General features: G+C 61.1%; 11 protein-coding genes and 1 pseudogene. 3 read left to right on the forward strand and 9 right to left on the reverse strand.

Features of this window, described 5'->3' with window-relative positions:
* Nucleotides 1-580: 580 nt before the first annotated feature.
* The gene (locus CK219_RS26745) at nucleotides 581-886 is read left to right on the forward strand and encodes a hypothetical protein (RefSeq protein ID WP_095769622.1); all 306 of its coding nucleotides are present in this window, start codon (nucleotides 581-583) and stop codon (nucleotides 884-886) included.
* Nucleotides 887-943: 57 nt separating this feature from the next.
* Here the strand turns inward: CK219_RS26745 and CK219_RS26750 are convergent, their stop codons facing one another.
* The gene (locus tag CK219_RS26750) at nucleotides 944-1,723 is read right to left on the reverse strand and encodes a response regulator transcription factor (RefSeq protein ID WP_095769623.1); all 780 of its coding nucleotides are present in this window, start codon (nucleotides 1,721-1,723) and stop codon (nucleotides 944-946) included.
* Between the two features lie 439 nt (nucleotides 1,724-2,162).
* Nucleotides 2,163-2,861 carry a Crp/Fnr family transcriptional regulator gene (locus CK219_RS26755; RefSeq protein WP_095769624.1) on the reverse strand — a complete coding sequence of 233 codons (699 nt, stop codon included), beginning with the start codon at nucleotides 2,859-2,861 and terminating at the stop codon, nucleotides 2,163-2,165.
* 890 nt (nucleotides 2,862-3,751) lie between these two features.
* On the opposite strand from CK219_RS26755, the gene CK219_RS26760 reads away from it, so the two are divergent.
* Both CK219_RS26760 and CK219_RS32375 read left to right on the forward strand, forming a co-directional pair.
* Complete coding sequence (locus CK219_RS26760; RefSeq protein WP_095769625.1) at nucleotides 3,752-5,653, forward strand: polysaccharide biosynthesis/export family protein; 1,902 nt, start codon at nucleotides 3,752-3,754, stop codon at nucleotides 5,651-5,653.
* A gap of 437 nt (nucleotides 5,654-6,090) precedes the next feature.
* Nucleotides 6,091-6,639, forward strand: a pseudogene (locus tag CK219_RS32375) (IS481 family transposase); the annotation flags it as partial.
* Here CK219_RS32375 and CK219_RS26775 read toward each other — a convergent pair.
* The 7 genes from CK219_RS26775 to CK219_RS26810 all read right to left on the reverse strand — a co-directional run bounded on the left by CK219_RS26775 (nucleotide 6,636) and on the right by CK219_RS26810 (nucleotide 15,761).
* Nucleotides 6,636-7,742, reverse strand: a complete 1,107-nt coding sequence (locus CK219_RS26775) for an acyltransferase (RefSeq protein ID WP_095769628.1) — start codon at nucleotides 7,740-7,742, stop codon at nucleotides 6,636-6,638. The pseudogene CK219_RS32375 and the gene CK219_RS26775 sit on opposite strands and share 4 nt — an antisense overlap.
* Nucleotides 7,743-7,755: 13 nt before the next feature.
* Nucleotides 7,756-9,075, reverse strand: coding sequence for an oligosaccharide flippase family protein (locus CK219_RS26780; RefSeq protein WP_095769629.1), 1,320 nt, complete (start codon nucleotides 9,073-9,075; stop codon nucleotides 7,756-7,758).
* The gene (locus CK219_RS26785; protein WP_095769630.1) at nucleotides 9,066-10,343 is read right to left on the reverse strand and encodes a glycosyltransferase family 4 protein; all 1,278 of its coding nucleotides are present in this window, start codon (nucleotides 10,341-10,343) and stop codon (nucleotides 9,066-9,068) included. Before CK219_RS26785 ends, CK219_RS26780 begins: the two co-directional genes overlap by 10 nt.
* 14 nt (nucleotides 10,344-10,357) lie before the next feature.
* Entirely contained in the window at nucleotides 10,358-11,002 is a 645-nt protein-coding gene (locus CK219_RS26790) for a hypothetical protein (protein ID WP_141245409.1), read from the reverse strand.
* A gap of 100 nt (nucleotides 11,003-11,102) precedes the next feature.
* Nucleotides 11,103-13,082, reverse strand: a complete 1,980-nt coding sequence (locus tag CK219_RS26795) for a hypothetical protein (RefSeq protein ID WP_095769632.1) — start codon at nucleotides 13,080-13,082, stop codon at nucleotides 11,103-11,105.
* On the reverse strand, nucleotides 13,079-14,224 hold the full coding sequence (locus CK219_RS26800; protein ID WP_095769633.1) for a glycosyltransferase family 4 protein: 1,146 nt from the start codon (nucleotides 14,222-14,224) through the stop codon (nucleotides 13,079-13,081). The genes CK219_RS26795 and CK219_RS26800 overlap by 4 nt, the downstream gene beginning before the upstream one ends.
* Nucleotides 14,225-14,504: 280 nt before the next feature.
* Nucleotides 14,505-15,761 (reverse strand): NAD(P)-binding domain-containing protein, encoded by a 1,257-nt coding sequence (locus CK219_RS26810; protein WP_095769635.1) that lies wholly within the window; start codon nucleotides 15,759-15,761, stop codon nucleotides 14,505-14,507.
* Between the last annotated feature and the right edge of the window lie 891 nt (nucleotides 15,762-16,652).

Genomic DNA, 16,652 nt, shown 5'->3' on the forward strand with positions numbered 1-16,652 from the left:
TAGTTCTGCATTATCATGTCCACGCCTCTTCCTGTGGTGCGGGGTCTGCTTGGAACAGCCCCGTGCAACTGTTCAGGTTGATGGTTCACCGGTGGGAAGGGACCGAGCCATGCCACGGCCTGTCCGAGAGGACGACCAGGATTCATTCGGTCTCCTTCCCACTTCAACCATACACCAGAACCAACACACAGGATGTTCCGGTCTTGTCCAGATAAGGTGGCTGCTCCTGTTCTGAGCCCCCGAAGTGGATTACATGCGCGAGCGCCGAAACTCCGCCTCGGGTGAGTGATCGCTCATTGGTAAATGGCGGGCCTCGGATCATTCGATGGAAGCGCTACACGGCTGGCGGTCGCTCGAAGAAATGGCCGCAAAGGGTTTATAGGGAAGTTCTCAACCGACAGCAGTCTGCATGGCTGCTCCAAAGAAGTGGTGGATTGGACGAATAGACACGGTTCGGGGCCATTGAACTCGCCCGGCGATCTGTTAAAATTTTTCGACTGCCCGTCGAAGAGAGGAACTTACAGAAGCGCCATTCGAATTTGCCGGATTTTTAATCAGTTGAAGTTGAGGGATTCAACATATGAGCACCGCAGAGATTGCTCTTGGCTTTTCGCTCAGCGAGGCCCGGATCGGAACGGTTGATGGCGGAGAATCTGGACTTTTAGTGTGGAAATTCGGCCAGTTGGTCGCAGTTCTTACTCAGCTCGATGAGGAAGTCTACTCCACGAAGGGAAAGTGGTTTCTCGAGACAGGTTTCGGGCTGCTGACCGGGCAGCACAGGAGTTTCGACACAATCGACGAAGCCGTGCGTTGGGTGGCCGAGCACACGTTCTCGAACCACGATCGCACTGCAGATCGATCGGTCGTGTTTGCGGCCGGAAGGTAGTCGGATTGAGATCCCACGAAGGCGGCTCGTCGAAAACCCGTTATGGTCGCCCTCTTCTTATTGGTTTCGCTCTTCAGCCAGATTTCCTTCTGCGAAAAGATCGTTAACCTTGTATGCGACTTCGGTGCGATTGGTCGCCTTCAGCTTTCTCATGATGTTTCGGATGTGTACCTTTACCGTGCTTTCGCGCAGGTTGAGTTCGTAAGCTATGATCTTGTTCGCTTTGCCACGACGGAGCGCCTCGGCGACCTCGGCCTGCCTGAGGGTGAACATGTCCGTCAAAGGTTGGGCGTCGCGGCTGCCTGGATTTGTCACTGGATTGATCAGGTGCCGAATTGACAGGATGCTGCTCGCCGGGACGAACGTGCCTCCCGCCGCTGCAAGGTTGACAGCCTCGACACAGACATCGATCCCGACCGATGTCGGAATATACCCGCGCGCGCCGCACTCGACAGCCGCCATTATCTGCGCAAGATCTTCGGTGTCGGCCAGGATCACCACAGGGACCGAGTTGAATTCGGACGAAATACGCTTGATCTCGTCTGCGACACGATTATCGGTGACCTTCTGGCCACCAAGGTTGAAGAGAATAGCCACGAGGGGAGAAGCTGATCGCTTCTTGAAGTGCCATTCTTCGATCGAACGCATGGCGATTATCGCCATGCCGATTTCGTGGTCCAGGAGGGCTGATGCCAGGCACTCGCGGTCTAGTGCCCTTTCGTCCAGGACAAGGAGGCATCCCCTTCCTTCATTTTCGTGAAGCGCTCCCATCTCCCAGGATGTAGCGACTGATCGATCAGCAGCAGTGTCACTATGCAGTCCTATCATAGAGTTCATGACGCATCCCCAACTTTTGCCTCGCAGTCCGCCTTCGCGGCGGCCAAATACGGCACCTCGTTCCAATTTTTTGACAGTGGTTTTTCCCTCGTAAAGGATTCAGGCCCGACTGCTCCAACATTTTAGTTTTCGAGCTGTTTCTTCACCCGGCCCCTAACGAGAACAGCCTGCACAGCTTACGACTTTCATATAAGCAGGCGCTAACATGGATCAATTTGGCACATAATTTCTAAGCCACTGCCTGCGGTGGCCAAAGTCGCTATGCGCCTCCAGCCTCCCGGATGGTGGCTAACCGAATGCGTCCGAATTTCCAAATGGACGTTTTCATGACCACGAGCGAGGCTCTTAGCGAAACCCCTGATTCCCGCTCGGGAAGACCCAGTTCCTTACCATTGGCTGAGGATCATAACGCGAACGAAATGAATAAGTTAAGCCAGAACTATAAACCATACCTGAGATACTCGTTGTCGAATCCAGCCATTTTGACCAGTTTCTTGCGGTCGATCAGTTGCACATGGCCAGCCTTGAAAGAGAGGAGGTCGTCGGCGCGGAGTTCCCGCAGTGTGCGGTTAACATGAACAGCGGTTAGCCCGAGAATGTCGGCCAGATCATGCTGGGTGAGGGGACAATCGTATCGTCCCTGGGCAGACATGCCAGCAATGGAGAGTCTCTCCTCCAGTTCAAGAAAGAAGTGGGCTGTGCGGGTCATCGCATTTCGCCGCCCGATATTCGCTAGATGCTCTGCCAAGATCGCGTTCAGGCGGCCTAAGGAACAAGCAATCTCTTTCGCCAACAAGCCTCCCGCAAAGATCGCGTCAGTCAGTTCCTTCCTGGAAACGTCAAAAACGGCTAACTCGGTTATGGCCGATAGTGAAGCGTAGCGGGGGCCTTCTACGAAACGGAAGCCGACAATGTCCCCCCGAACTGGAGTGTCAACGATCTGCCGTCCACCATTAGGCAGATCGCGATAGAGCAGTGCCCAACCCGATTTTACGATGAATAGTCTGTCGTCTTCGTCGCCTTGGTGGCATACAATTGAATGAGGTTTGTAGCTTTTTGCGACAACGCCAAGAAAGCCGTTCCTTTCCGGTCCCGCCCGAACGGGATGCGAATGCATGAACTGCAGCAGCGTCTGCATGTAAGGCCGAGCTCTCCTCCCGTTCCCTTACGCGACATCATCTGCGTCTGGGCGAGACAACACTTCGACAAGCAGGGAGCAATCAAGTTCGTCAGCGGACAAAGCTTGCCGCCCAGCTTTAAGCAAATTAGCCATGCGAAGCGACTTCAACCTAGCCGTTTTAGCGGCGCGGTCGGCGCTCAGCCTCTGTGATCTCCTTTACGAACCGATCGGTTCGTTCATATGCCAATACATCAGTCAGATCTCGTTGAGTTGTTCAGAGAAACGTGTCGCAGTTCCCCCTCGCTCGAGGGCAGGGTTCAACAGGCGCCAGCAAATGTCGCCCTTCATTGTGATGAAGGTGGGCAAACGCAACGGCGCTGACCCGACTTGCTATGGCACGCTTTCCCCCCTTCTCGCGTCACCTCTTGATCTCCATCCTTTTCGGCAAAGCATCTGCTTTGCAGCTCCTGGTCGTTGACCGCGACGATTGATGCTGTCGCCTCTAGCTCGGCCGATCTGGGCGATAGACGGTCGCTCTGATGCCAGGCGCAGTGGTGCGGCGGCCGGTCGGATGATGCCGCCGAGGATTTGGCGCCGCTCCTCCGTGTCGACACCGCGCACATCGTGCCCGTCAAGTTAGAGTGTCCAAGGCGACGGAATATTGATCTTACGGACGCCTGTTGATGGCGATCTCAGAGCTCGGCCGGTCGCGATCGCCCTCGCCCCGTGTGTCGTATGCAGCAGTGCAGTTTCGCTCATTGAATGAGTTTGCGTCCATGAGCGATAATCCAAAAGGAGTGCCTACAAAGGGATCATTGTGCCGTTAGCGGTCAAGGCTCAAGGTGGCGTCTTGCTCGCTGCCCTATCAATCCGGGACCGGGTGGCCGCCAAAGTGAAAGCCACACGCCATGGCCATCGATGCAAAACGTAATTCCGAACCCGTCGCACCTCAGGCGTCTCGCGGTAAGGGGCAGGGAGCGAACGCGATCCTTCTTGTTGTCTTTGGGCTCTGCGGGCTCGCCGTGTTGGTCGGTGCAGCGCTCAGAAACTTGGATGCCGGCGAGGCCGTCTCCGCAGCCGTGGTGAAGAAAGCGGAGGCTGTCTCCATTGCCGTGGTGCAGACGACCGAGGCCGCCTCCGCAGCCGTGGCGCAGAAAGCGGAGGCTGTCTCCATAGCCGTGGTGCAGTGGACCGAGGCCGCCTCCGCAGCCGTGGCGCAGAAAGCGGAGGCTGTCTCGGCAGCCATGGCGCAGAAGGCCGAGCCTATCTCCGAAGCCGTGGTGCAGAAGGTATTTTCCGTTATCGATAGCTGGCAAGATCAACCGGCTCAAGCCACGACTGAACCGTCCCCTGCCGCTGCCGCGCCCAGGCCCGATACGCCGGCCGCGGTGTTAGTCGAACGGGGCATCGTCTCTACCCCCACAGCTACTAGAGCCGTCTCTAGCGCCCGCGCAGCTGCCGATTCAGGTGCCGAGCGCCCCAATACCGTCAGCACGGCGCGAGACGTGCCGACCGGAGGTCTGTTCGCCGTCGGCGACCGGCTCAAGATCGCGTTTTACGAGCGCGTAGACGTCGAGGAAGACAAGTGGGGGCGTGCGGCCTCGGCCTCGGCCCTGCGCGGCATCCTGCAGCGTCCGGAACTGAGCGGCGAATATACCGTCCAGGAAGACGGCACGATTTCTGTACCTTTGCTCGGCTCCATTTCAGTCGCCAACCGGTCGGCGCAACAAGTACAGGCCGACCTGCTGGAAACCTTCGATCAATTGCTGGGCCGCAAGGGGCTGGTCAACATCCTGTCACTGGAGCGCTCGCCCATTTACGTCCTGGGGCCGGTCAAGAATTCGGGCTCGTTCAAGTATGCGCCCGGCATGACAATCCTGCACGCCATCGCGCTGGCCGGCGGCCTCGACCCGGGCGCGAGCGAGCCGTGGCAGAAGATCGAAGCCGTGCGTGAAACCCAGAAGCGAAGCGGGGTGATCGATGTCATGGCGAAGTTGCTCGCACGCTCGGCGGTGCTGAAGGCCGAGCGCGACAGCACGCAGCCCAAAATCCCGGCCCAGTTGCTGGAACTGGTCGGCGTGACCGAGGCTGCCAACCTCGTTCAAGAGCAGAGTGACCGGCGCGAAGCCGCCGCCATGGCCCGCAAGAACCGCGAACGCGCGATCCTGAGCGAACTTGAGTCGGCCAAGCAGGACATAGTCGGTTACGGGCACATGGAGTCGCTCGACGAACTCGTCAAGCTGCGCCAGGAACGCGTCAACGCCATGCGTTCGCTCGTGGACCGCAATGTTCTTAGTCAGACAATGCTGGATCAGGTTCAAAGCGAGTTGTCCGACGCGGAGCAGCGTCAGCGGGACGCCCTCAACCAGTATGCGACGGCCAAGCGACGCCTCGCCTCGCTGAAATCTCAGGCATTGCAGATCCAGGCCGACATTAGGAACGATCTGGAAACCGAGATCGAGACCAACGAGAACCAGATCGCGGCCAATGAGAGCGAGTTGAAGGTCAGCGAAGGTGTGCTTGACACGTTGCCGGTGACTCGGGCCCAATTTGCGAAGGACCCGAACAAGGTAACCTATAAAATCGTGCGGCAATCGGCGGCCGGGCCCGTCAGCCTCGAGTCCGTCGGGATGACCCTCTTACAGCCGGGGGATCTCGTCAACATCATCGTCGACGGGAGCGAACCAGAAGAGCAGGCCGGTTCGCCGATCCCGACCTCGTCGCCGGGAGAGAGGTTGCCGGCTCGGTGCACCGTCAGCCAGATCGAGACTGGCTGCGTTGTGGCGGAGCAGGGGATCGATTCAAAGTGATGCCTGGCAGGGGATTGGTCACCGCGGGTTTGGTCTGATGGGTAAACTCGTTCGCGATGAAGTGGGAAGCGCGAAACCACCGCTCGCAGATAGCTTGATTGGGCCGCCCAGCGCCGCTCTGCGGGCGAGACGCGATGGCGCGTACTCGACAGGCAGGGGGCTCAGCCATGACGGATCGTTATACGAAGTTTGTCCTTACCGTAATCGCCGTGTGTTTGGCCGTAATTGCCTTTCGTGAAGTTGCCTCGAGCGGCCAAGTTCATATCGCCGTCGATTGGGTTGACCCAACTGCGTTCCATGAGCCTATTAAGGTCAGGGTGCAGCAATAAACGACGGCTACCCTGCCGGCGAGGTCGAGGGCCGGAGGCTAGTCATTGTGATTTTCACGACTTGACGAGACTGGTGCTGCATCTGCTGCAAGGCTGTGACCGACCGGAATCGTGGCGCTGCGTTGCCAGCGCTTGACGGGCAAGCACATCGTGCTCACCGTCGCCATTTCGCCGGCGACGTTGAGCCGGATGCTCGCACGGGCCAGACTGTCGCTGCTGAGGACCTTGAGCCGGACGAGCCGGTGCGTCGCTACGAGCGCGACGAGCCGGGCGACATGATCCACATCTCGGCCGTTTCGATTGTGTCGGCCATCACCGGCAGCCATAAGGGACAAAGCAACGCGCGAGGCATCGGCTGGGAATACGTCCACGTCTGAATAGACGACGCTTCGCCCGTCGCCTTCTCGCAGATATTGCCGGACGAAAGAAAAGAATGCGCCGTCGCCTTTCTCAAGGCAGCGGCGCACGCCTACCACGCAAGCCTTGGCGTCACCGTCAGCCGCGTAATGACCGACAACGGCCCCTGCTGCAGGTCTAAGGCTTTCGCCAATGGATGCATCGCTACAATTGGCATCGCCCACACGGCAGCTTAAGTCCAAAACACTCATCAATCGACTCGGACTGATCAGCGACAACCAGTTGAGGCTCCACAGCTAGCCGACGCCGCTAGGGGCTTGCGAGGTTTTGTCGGGCGGTGGTACCCGAACAACAACGGCGTCGCGTCCTTCCAGCACCCGCTCCTTCAGTTTGAGCAGCGGGGACTCCATCAGGAACCACGACACAGTCGGAACGCAAAGGCTTAGCACGATGGCGATCAATGCTTGAGCCCAAGGGGGGATGGTTCCGAACCGCTCGACCACCGCGCTCGACTGAAAAATCTTGAGGAAAAACACGTGCGTCAGGTAGATGCTATAAGAGATCTTGCCGACGAAGCGAACGAACCTGAAGCCGCTGAACCATGCGAGCGTGCCTGGCAGCTCTGCATCGGCCTTTACCACTAGCCATGCGAAAAAAATTCCGACCGTTAGATTGAAAGTGAGGTGACGCAGGACGCCATTGCCCGCGACGTACCAAGCGACGCACTGGAACGCGAGGCACATCAAGCCAGCCCACCACCAGTCGGGACCGGCTCGGAGCCGGCGCCCTTCCCTCGATGCGGCATAGGACAGGGCACCGATCAGCACACCAACCCCGAGGATCTCGAATTTGCCGAAGATCGAGAGTTCGAAGGCAAACCGGTCGACCGGGGTGGCCAGAACCAATATACGCAGCAGGAACCCGGTGCAGACGAAGAATACCGCCACGCGCATGGCATTGCGACCGGACAGCAGAATCAGCATCGGCAGCAACATGTAGAATTGCTCCTCCACGGCGAGGGACCAGAACACCAGGAGTGGGCCTCCGGTCGCGGCGAGGTAATTGCTCGTGTAGGTGAGATGCCAGAGAAAGAAGTCGTGAACGTCTGGCACGCTCAGCATGAACAGTACCAGCAGGGTCAGATAGTAGGCCGGCATCAACCGAACCGCCCGGCCAATGTAGAACCGGCGGAGGACTTCGCCCGCAGGCGCTTGCTCCAATCTGAACAGCAAGTTCCGCGTGATCAGGAAGCCGCTAAGAACGAAGAACAATTGGACCCCCAGGGCTCCCGCTCCGATGGGGAAATGCGCTCTGACCCACGGGCCGCCGAAGTGCTCTATGCCAACAAGGCCGATCGCGATGGCGCGCAGGCCATCGAGTTGCGGTCGATAACCTTGGGCCATGACCAGTATCTCCTCAAGTCTGGAGCGGCGAGGCGGACGGCTCTTCGTGCACAGGGCCGGTGGCAAAATCCTGTTTCATCGCCAAGGCCAAGCTCAGGGTCGCACACACGCCCTCGATACTGAGGGCGAGCGTCCAACCCACGACCAGGCCTTGAAGTCCATCAAGCCTCGCGCCCATGACCACGAAGCACAGCTCCAGCAGACCGCCAAGCGCGAACCAGCGAGATGCCTTGCGCATCCTGTCACCCAGCCGCGCCAAGGTGCAGGCATGAAATTTGAGCGTTGATCCCAGCAAGCTAAAGCCTAGGAAGCGCAGGCTCGAACTGGCGATTTTCGGATAGGCCGGATTGAAGAGCGCAAGGATCTCCTGCGAATAGGTAAAGACGAAGGCGGCGCAGACGAGCGAGAAGAGCAATGACGTCGTGAGCGATACAGTGATGTTGTGCCTGAATTGTTTCGGGCTTGCTCTGATCACTGGGAACAGGACCGTGGTCATGGTTGCGGGCAGCAACGAGGCCATGGAGACCAGCATCCACAACGGCACGAAGGCGGCATTGATGGACGGCGACAGCAGAACCAGTACGAGGTAGGGCATGATGACGCTCGGGGCTTGCACGGTCACATCTAGCGCGTAGTGGTCGAAGACCTTGCGTCGGAGGGTATGGAGCAGCTGGAAATCGGGGGGGCCAACGAGGCGACGCGCACCCCCACGGGTCAAGAGATCGGCGCCGATCCAGGACGCCAGCAGGCCGGCCACCCAGGTCATAAGAATCGTGGCATTGGAGGCGTAGCCGGCGGCGGCCGCGGCGCCGATCAGCATCAGCTTGAACGTTGAGAACAGCACTTGCCGGATCATTCTCCCGGTGCTGCGCAGGCTGCCTAGGAACGCCTGATCGCCCACGAAGCTGAGTACGGTCAGGGCGCAGCCGAGGACGAACGCAGCGTCAATCGGCCTTGTCGGGCTGTTGCGGGACGCCTCCCCCAAGACAAACAGCAAGGCCAAGCCGACCGCCAGCGCTACCCCAACGCACGCTGCCGCGGCCACGAGGCCGCGCTCCCTGCCGGGATGCCGGACGATTTCGCCTATCAGCAGCGTCCCGAGCCCGGCCTCCCCCAGCAGACCGACGAACCCCATCACGGACAGGAGGGCGGCGGCGTTGCCGATCACCTCCGGCGGAAACAGCCGGGCGGCGAGCCACCAATAGACAAACCCAAGACCTGCCATTGCTATCGTTCCGATCGCCAGAGCGCCGGAATTCGTGACGAGCGTGGTGCTGTCCTGAAGCGCCCGTCGCACGCTGATGATCGCTGTCTCGGCGAGGTCTACCGGCATGATTTCTCTCCTGAATCTTGATGCGCCGGCACCGCGGACCTGCGGGCGGCTGGGCGCATGACATCCCGGTAGACCTGCTCGATCAGGGTAACGACCGCTCCGGCCTTGAGGCGCTCAACCCTGGCGAGGCTTGTCGTCTCAAGGCGGGCCAGCAAAACACGGTCCTCCAGAAGTGTCTGCATCGCTTGGGCGAGGGCGCAAGCGTCACCAGGCGGCACCAGAAGCCCTGTTTCGCCATGATCGACGAGATCCGGCATGCCTCCGACGTCGGCTGCGACGACTGCCTTGCCGGACGCCATCGCTTCCATGACAACCGTCGCGCAGGCTTCGGGCCCCACCGATGGCAGCACGCCGAACAGTGAACGCCGCCACGCATGCATGATGGCCGAATGCGGCCACGTGTTGAAGACGCGGACGTTGGGCGGAAACTGGGTTGGCGTGTCGGCGACCCGGCGTCCAATCAGGACCAGCAGGGGTGCCCTCTCCAGGCCGGCATAGGCTTGCAGGAGAACGTCGATACCCTTGAGGCGCATCATGTCGCCGACGAACAGGATGAATCCATCTCCGGGTAGCTCTCGCAGGCAGGGATCCTCCGGGCCAAGCACCCCGACATCATCGGGCACGAAGTTGGGAATGACCTCGTAGAGAGCGCCGCCTTGGCTAAGTCCGGTGTGATGCGCCACCGCGTGGCTCACCGCAATAAAGCGGTCCACCACGCGCCGAGCGGCGAAGCTCGACGCCCAATTGCCCAACGTGGTCACGGTCGCCTTCACGGCCCCGTAATGGCTTGTGGCGCAGGGCGGACACTTCGCCGGCGTCGGGCCACTGCATAGATTGACGCCCAAGTGCATGAAATTCTTTTTGGCGCAGACAAGGCCGTAGTCGTGGAGCGTTACCACTAGACGTGCCCCACTCAGAACCTTGAGCGGCAGGAAGGACGCGTAGATCCAGTTATGGGCATGGACGATGTCCGGCCTCTCCTCGGCGACCAGCCGCCTCAGAGCCAGCACGAGTTCAGGATCCGGGAAGGGCGGTGCATGGCGGCGCTCGGGGTCGGTGTGGAGGCCTGACAGACGCTGGAGCGTGCCACGCAGGCGATGCACGCGGACCGCACCGTCCAGCTCTGTTTCGGGTGCTCCTGGATGCGTCAGGGTCCCGACGCTGACATGATGGCCCAGCTGCGCCAATGCGGCGCCGAGGTTGCGGACGTGACGCTCCTCGCCCCCGATCACCGGAGGATAAAACTGCGACAGCAGCAGGATGCGCATGGTCGAGCCTCGTTTCAGATGGGCGGCACCAGTGTCGCAACGCTGCGATAGAGTCGGTTGTCTACCGGCCGATAAAGCCGGGCCTCGGCCCTCTGGCGAACCGCCAAGACGGGCACCGGGATTTGCCGCGTCCAAGTGTCGCCTGGCGCGATGGTGAGCGATCGGAAAACGGCGAGCGGTTGCCCGTCGACAATGATTTCCAGGTCGAATTGCTGAGCTTGGGTCTCAGCGCTCCGGATGCCGACGGTGAGCCGGCCCGATTCGCCATTGGCCGATGGCAATATCCAGAACTCGGTGTATTTGAATTCGCGGTAGGCCGCTTCATCCCGGACAGCTAGCGCATAGGCTCCGGTCGCCACAAGGACCGCTAGCATCATTATAGCTCCCTGCCAGAGCCGGAGCTTCGCCGGAGCCGGCCAGGCTGGCAAATCGGGAGCGTCGCGGCGGCGGACGGCCACCAGCGCCGCGGCGGTCGTCACTGCCCAGAACCAAACCGCCCAGCCGAGCGGCGTGAGGAAGCCTGCAGCGTTCAGGGCGAAGCCCCCGCCGATGCCGGCAGCGAGGCTTGCTCCGACCGTGTAGGCCAGGTGTTCCAACGCGGAGGCGGTCCTGACGCCCAGAGCCCGCAGCACCGCGTGGCCAGAGACGAGGAATACCATGGGTGCCCCCAGCGCAGTGCGGAGAACCAAGCTGTCGTTGACAGCAACGACCATCACCGTCGTCCCTGCCCACAGGCAGGCGACCAGAAGGTCCCGGTTGCTAGGAATTCCCATGCAAACCCCTCATGTCGTAGATGATGATCCACCCGTTGTCGTAGATGCGGGTGATGCCCTGGATGTCATCGAACTTGAGCAACTCTGCGCCCGAGATCGGCGTTCCCGCCTGCGGTTGCCACGGCTCAAAATAGAAGCCGAGCACCGGGGGGGCTGTGGACAGGCGCAGATCCACCAAAAGGAAATCGATGTTACTCCTCGCCAGAGCGTAAAGCTCGTCGGGCCCGAGTTCCTCGCCCTCGAATATGCGCGCGCTATAGATGCCTTCGGCGATCTTGATCCTGGCGTCCTGCCGCCCGTAGGAAGCGAGCAGCAGGCGATTGATGCGGTCGGCAGTGAAGCGGTTGCCAGCTCCGAGCCATTCCTTGGTCCAGCGTGCGGTTTCTATCCCCATGGGTTCGATTGATTCCTGATCGGCCGCCACCCTGTAGCGCCCATGGATCGGATTAAGCGAAGAGGTTGTGACGCCGCCTAGAACGATGACCGTCAGAGCAACGGCCGGTGCGATGCGGCGCCACCCGCGCGGCGTGCGGCCCTGCCAGAAGTGGACGACGCCCACCGCGACGACCAGCCCGACAGCGATGAACACGAACGTTCCCATGCGGTTGCCGATTTCCCATCCGGCGTTGGTCAGACGGAAGGCCACCGAGACCGGGAATCCGAAGGCCAGCAAGGTTAGGAGTACGATCCGGCTGTCGCGCCAGTTCCGACTGAGGATGTCCTGGATCGCGCGCCAACCTGCCCGTGCGCCACTTGGCGAGGCCATGGCCAGCGAGCGAAAGAAGCCCGTCGCCAGTCCGAGTGACAACAGCAGGATCGCGAGCAAGGTGGTCAGCCGCATGCCGACGGGCTGGGTCAGCGCTCCGAGGTGCTCCGACCGTGGGGTGGGTGCGCCCACGATCTTTCCAATCAATGTCTTGAAGCCGGTTTCGACCACCGGGCCAAGATAGCCTGTGAGAGTGTTGCCATGAGCCCGTACCCATAGGAGTGGAAGGGCTATGGCCAGGAGCGCCGTGAGCCCCACCACGGTCCTCGCATGAGTCCTCAGGCGGCCGTGCCGGCGCAGAGCCTCGAGTGCCGCCAGCGCCCCGAAATAGATGGCGGCGAAGGCGGCCGAGAGATGATGCGTGACCGCGAGGCTCGCCAACAGCAAGGCAATCAGCCCGAGCGCCTTCAGCCTGGGTCGCCGGGCGAGATCCTTGGACGCTGCTTCAACCGCGAAAGCCAGCACGCACAGCACGATGCCGAGGCTCTCGTACGAGAACATCGACTCGAAGATGACGAAGGTCGAGCAGCCCATATAGGCAAGACAGGCGATAGCCGAGATGCGCGGCGATCCGGTGACGCTTTCGAAGAACAGAAACAGGGCGCCGATGAAGGTGCCCTTGAGGATGGCTAGCAAAAGCGTCCCGGCCACAAACAATGGCAATCCTGTCAGATCGACGATCGCCATCGCCAGGATTTCGAGGCCGGGATAGGTAGGCCCGATCGGGAGAAGGGAGTTGGACAGGAACAGCCGGCGGGCCGTGATCAGGTCATCGGCTGCGATCCCATGCAAGAACTCGTCGAAGGCAATGAAGCCTGTCGGGGAATAGACCACCTTGCAGTAGAACAGGGCTTCGGCAAGCAGGAAAAGGAGGAAGAGGCGCTCACCCCGCGCGAGCATCGGCTGAGCAGCGCGAAGGGTGGTCGGGACGACCAGGAGGACGACACCGGACCAGAAGAACAGTGGTGCCACCTCATAGTCCCGGCGCCCGGCCGCGTGCCCGGCCACGACCAGGAGCAGAGCCGTGGCGACTGTCAGACACAGAACCGCAACCCATCCGGAGTTCGCCTGCTGCGACGGGGCATCGGCACTGCCGCTGCTCAGGTCGGGACCAATAACGGCCGAGGCGAATCGTATTGCTGCCTGAAGCGGGTTGATCTTAGTTCGCGCAATGAAATGAGCCGGCATCATCAGCCTCATGCCTCCGTGGCAGGGGGCCACGACATCGCGGCGTCGGGCGATAAATTGATCGTGGATCGGCTACCCAGGACATCACGGTAAACGTCGCTCAGCGCTTGCGCGCAGGCATCCCAGTCCGGTAGCGCTAAATCTGGGATTTCCCGATGGGCCTCCAGTTCCTCGGCCATGGCAGCGGCCAGCTCTTCCCGCCGTGCATCGCGCGCAATCGCCCGGCAGAGGCCGTTGGCGGCCAGCTCCCGGAGACCGGACGTGTCGCTGACGAGGACCGGACGGCGCAGCGACAGGGCCTCCATCACTGCAACCGGATGGGCTTCGTACTCACTGAACAGCACAAATAGCGCGGCGCTTGCCAGGAGGTCCGCCATTTTCTGCCGCTCGGATCCGGGAATGCCCGCAATAGTGACCCGCTGCTCGAGGCCGAACCTCGCGACGAGGCGCCGCAGTTCTCCCTCGTACGGACCTTTGCCGACGATCTGCAGCCGCGCATCCGGCACCCTGCGGATCAGTTCGGGCAAGGCCGCAATTGCGTGGTGATGGCCCTTGTAGCGCTCCAGCCTGCCGCCCGAGACGATCAGATGTGGATCGACCTTGACGCCGGGGCTCGCGGCGGGCATTGCGGCACCGTTGGGGATGACGACAAACCGCTCGCGAGGCACGCGCATCCTTGCGCTGAAGAAGTCAGCCTCGAATTCGGAGACGCCAATCAGCCTCGCGGCCCGCGCCACCAGGGGCCGCAGTAGCGTGTGCTGGGTGCCGCGCACGGCGTTGCGCAGCCGGGAAGAATGCCCGCCGCTGTGGAACGTGAGGACGAATGGCAGGTCGCCATGGACGGCAGCCAGCAGCCCGACCGGCACCACGAAGGTGTTATAACCTTGGAAGTGGATCAGATCCCAGACCCCGCGACGGATCGCGGTAAAGATGCTCGGCGCTATATAGAAATCCAATTCCCTCGGCCAAGCCGGCACGCGCTGCACGTGCATGCCATGGACTTCCTCCTCAACCGGCAACTCGCCTGAGGGATCGGTGGTGAGCACGTCGACCGCGTGGCCACGCGCCACCAATCGGGGGCCGACTTCCTGGATGTGAGTCTCAATGCCCCCCATGAAGGGATGGCAGCGAGCGGCAACCATCAGGATTCGCATCGGGCCTATCCAGCACAATAAGCTTTCGCATTCTGCCTGTGCCGTTCGCCCAGCCTCTCGCACAGCATGGTCTTGAGAAGGCGCAAGATGTCCGGGATAGCGCGCAGATGGCACACACCGCTGATGCGCGGAAGAAGCCACGGCAGGTTCTCGGCCCCGTTGAGCGCCCGGATGACAAAGCTGACTCTCGGCAGAGTCAGCGACCGCCGCAGCCCAAAGTCGATTGGTCCAGGCGCCGACACGACGTTGTGGCGCGCGACAATTCCGGAGACCGGGGCATTCACGGCAACACCGCGCGGTCGAGCGGTTGGGTCCGGAACTCGGGTTGTAGGCGCTCCAGGCCCGACGACAGGTATCGGGCGAGATGCCGGGCCGGGTGATAGGTCCCGTACACGAACCGACACACCGGACCGAAGCTGTTCGCGGCGGCGGGACCGATGAAATGCAGGCCCGGCACCGAGGTCTCGTAATGGGCCGACAGCTGCGGCGCGCCTTCGACCAATCGGATCTGGCGCAACAGCGTTGGGTTCAGGAAAGCGAGCCGGCCCACATCGATCTTGTACCCGGTTGCGAAGATGACGTGGTCGGCCCGCATCGAATGCCGCGCGCCACTGGCGTCCATCAAATCAACCAGCACCTTGCCGTCGCGCGTCTCGATGCCCTGAAGCGCGCGCCCGAGCAACACCGAGACCTTCCCGACAACGCGGTTCTTCACGAAAGCGCCGCCAAGAGGGCCCAGCGCCCTTATGTTGGCGAGTTGGACTCGCAAATCCTTCGACAGAAGCCGGATCAGTTGCGGATATTTGGCGCAGGCCGCCAAGGTCCAGCCGTGGCCGATGCCGCTCATCGGGGCGGTCGCGCGCTCGAAAAGGGTGCGGGGGCGAGGCTGGTCAGCGAAATGCAGTTGCGGTTGGCGCGCAACCAGAGAAACCGATATCCCCCGCTCATGGAGCGCCGCTGCCAGATCAGTCGCGGACGATCCGCATCCGACCACGATGACGTCCTTGCCGTCCAACGGCTCCAGTGCGCCGTATTCGCAACTATGCGAGCACAACTCGGCGGGCAGATGCGCGGCCTCTTGCGGCAGGCGCTTGAACGGATGCAGGCCGACCGCCACGACCACGCGGCGCGCACGGACGATCTCGCCGTCATCGAAAGTGGCGCGGAAGCACCCGGCGCTGGGCTCCAGCGCCACCAGGGCCTTGCGCTCCACTTCGGGCACGTAACGCCTCTGAAAGGCTTTGCCGTATTCGATAAACCGGCCGAGCGGAAGCGGCATCAGAGTGTCATCATAGGGCAGGGCGCATTCGGCGCAGAAGCTCTTGAGTGCGAATTCAGATCCCGGATCGGACAGACTCGATGCCCAGGGATAGGATTTGAGCAGCATACCGGGGGGCATGTTGTGCCTCCATGACCCCATGAGCTCCCCGAAAATCCGGTGCTCCACACCGCCCGCATGCAAATGCGCGGCCAGCGACAGGCCGTAGGGGCCAGCTCCAATGACCGCCACGTCCACGGATGTGCTTGATCTAACCATACGCTGACTCCGGGCACGCCGAATGAATATCAGGTGAGTATATTTAGATATTGAAACCCGTGGGTTCCTCGAAACCTGAATTACGAAAGCATTACTGATACGGCCGTACAATGGAATGGCGATAGATGATTAGGAATTATGATAGGTGATTAGCTCTTTGTGGGTATCTCTTCGGGTTAGTTCCGGTCCAAACGTCCGGCAGGGGACCGCTCGCCTGCTTTGGCAGCGCCGCCGAATCGTTGCTTAAAAGCACAGGAACGTCCGGCTGTGGCATGAATCTAATGCGGGTAGCAGAACGGCTTTCGCACAGTGAGCACACTGCCTGAGGCACCGGGTCGCGTGGTCTGCTCCGAGGGAGAGCTAGGCCACTGAGAAGGCTTGCCATCACTGAAGCCGCTCCCGTCGGGTCGGTCAACCTGGATTCAAGATCGCCGTGCAGCTCTCCGACTCCGCTGCGATCGGCGCCGAGCCTGATCTGGACTCGCCCGCCTTTATCCTGCAGACGTCGGGCACACCGCGCAACCAAAGCTCATTTCATTCAGTCACAGCAATATGCCGGTGGCGGCCGCACGGCTTCAGGCGTGGCTCGGTCTCACGCCCGGGAACCGTTGCCTGAGGTGTCATCCCGTTAGCCCCATGCAGAACCGAGACGTTCCGCCCTACCTCGTAGGCAGTTGTTCCCGCGTTGCTGAAGAACTGGGGCACTGTATTTCTTTGGGATTCCAGATGTTTATCCTGGATATTCCCCAAGCCGCGAGGAACTCGCCCATTTGACCGAGGCCTTCCGTCGGGTACAGATCTCTGAAATCGCGCCGATCAGGCCCAAACTATTCGAACGACCGGCACGGTTTGAGCGGGCGGAGCGCCACTGTTAAGGAAACTGAACGGGGC

This window comes from Mesorhizobium sp. WSM4313, from assembly GCF_002294725.1.
In the GTDB taxonomy this organism is placed as follows: Bacteria; Pseudomonadota; Alphaproteobacteria; order Rhizobiales; family Rhizobiaceae; genus Mesorhizobium.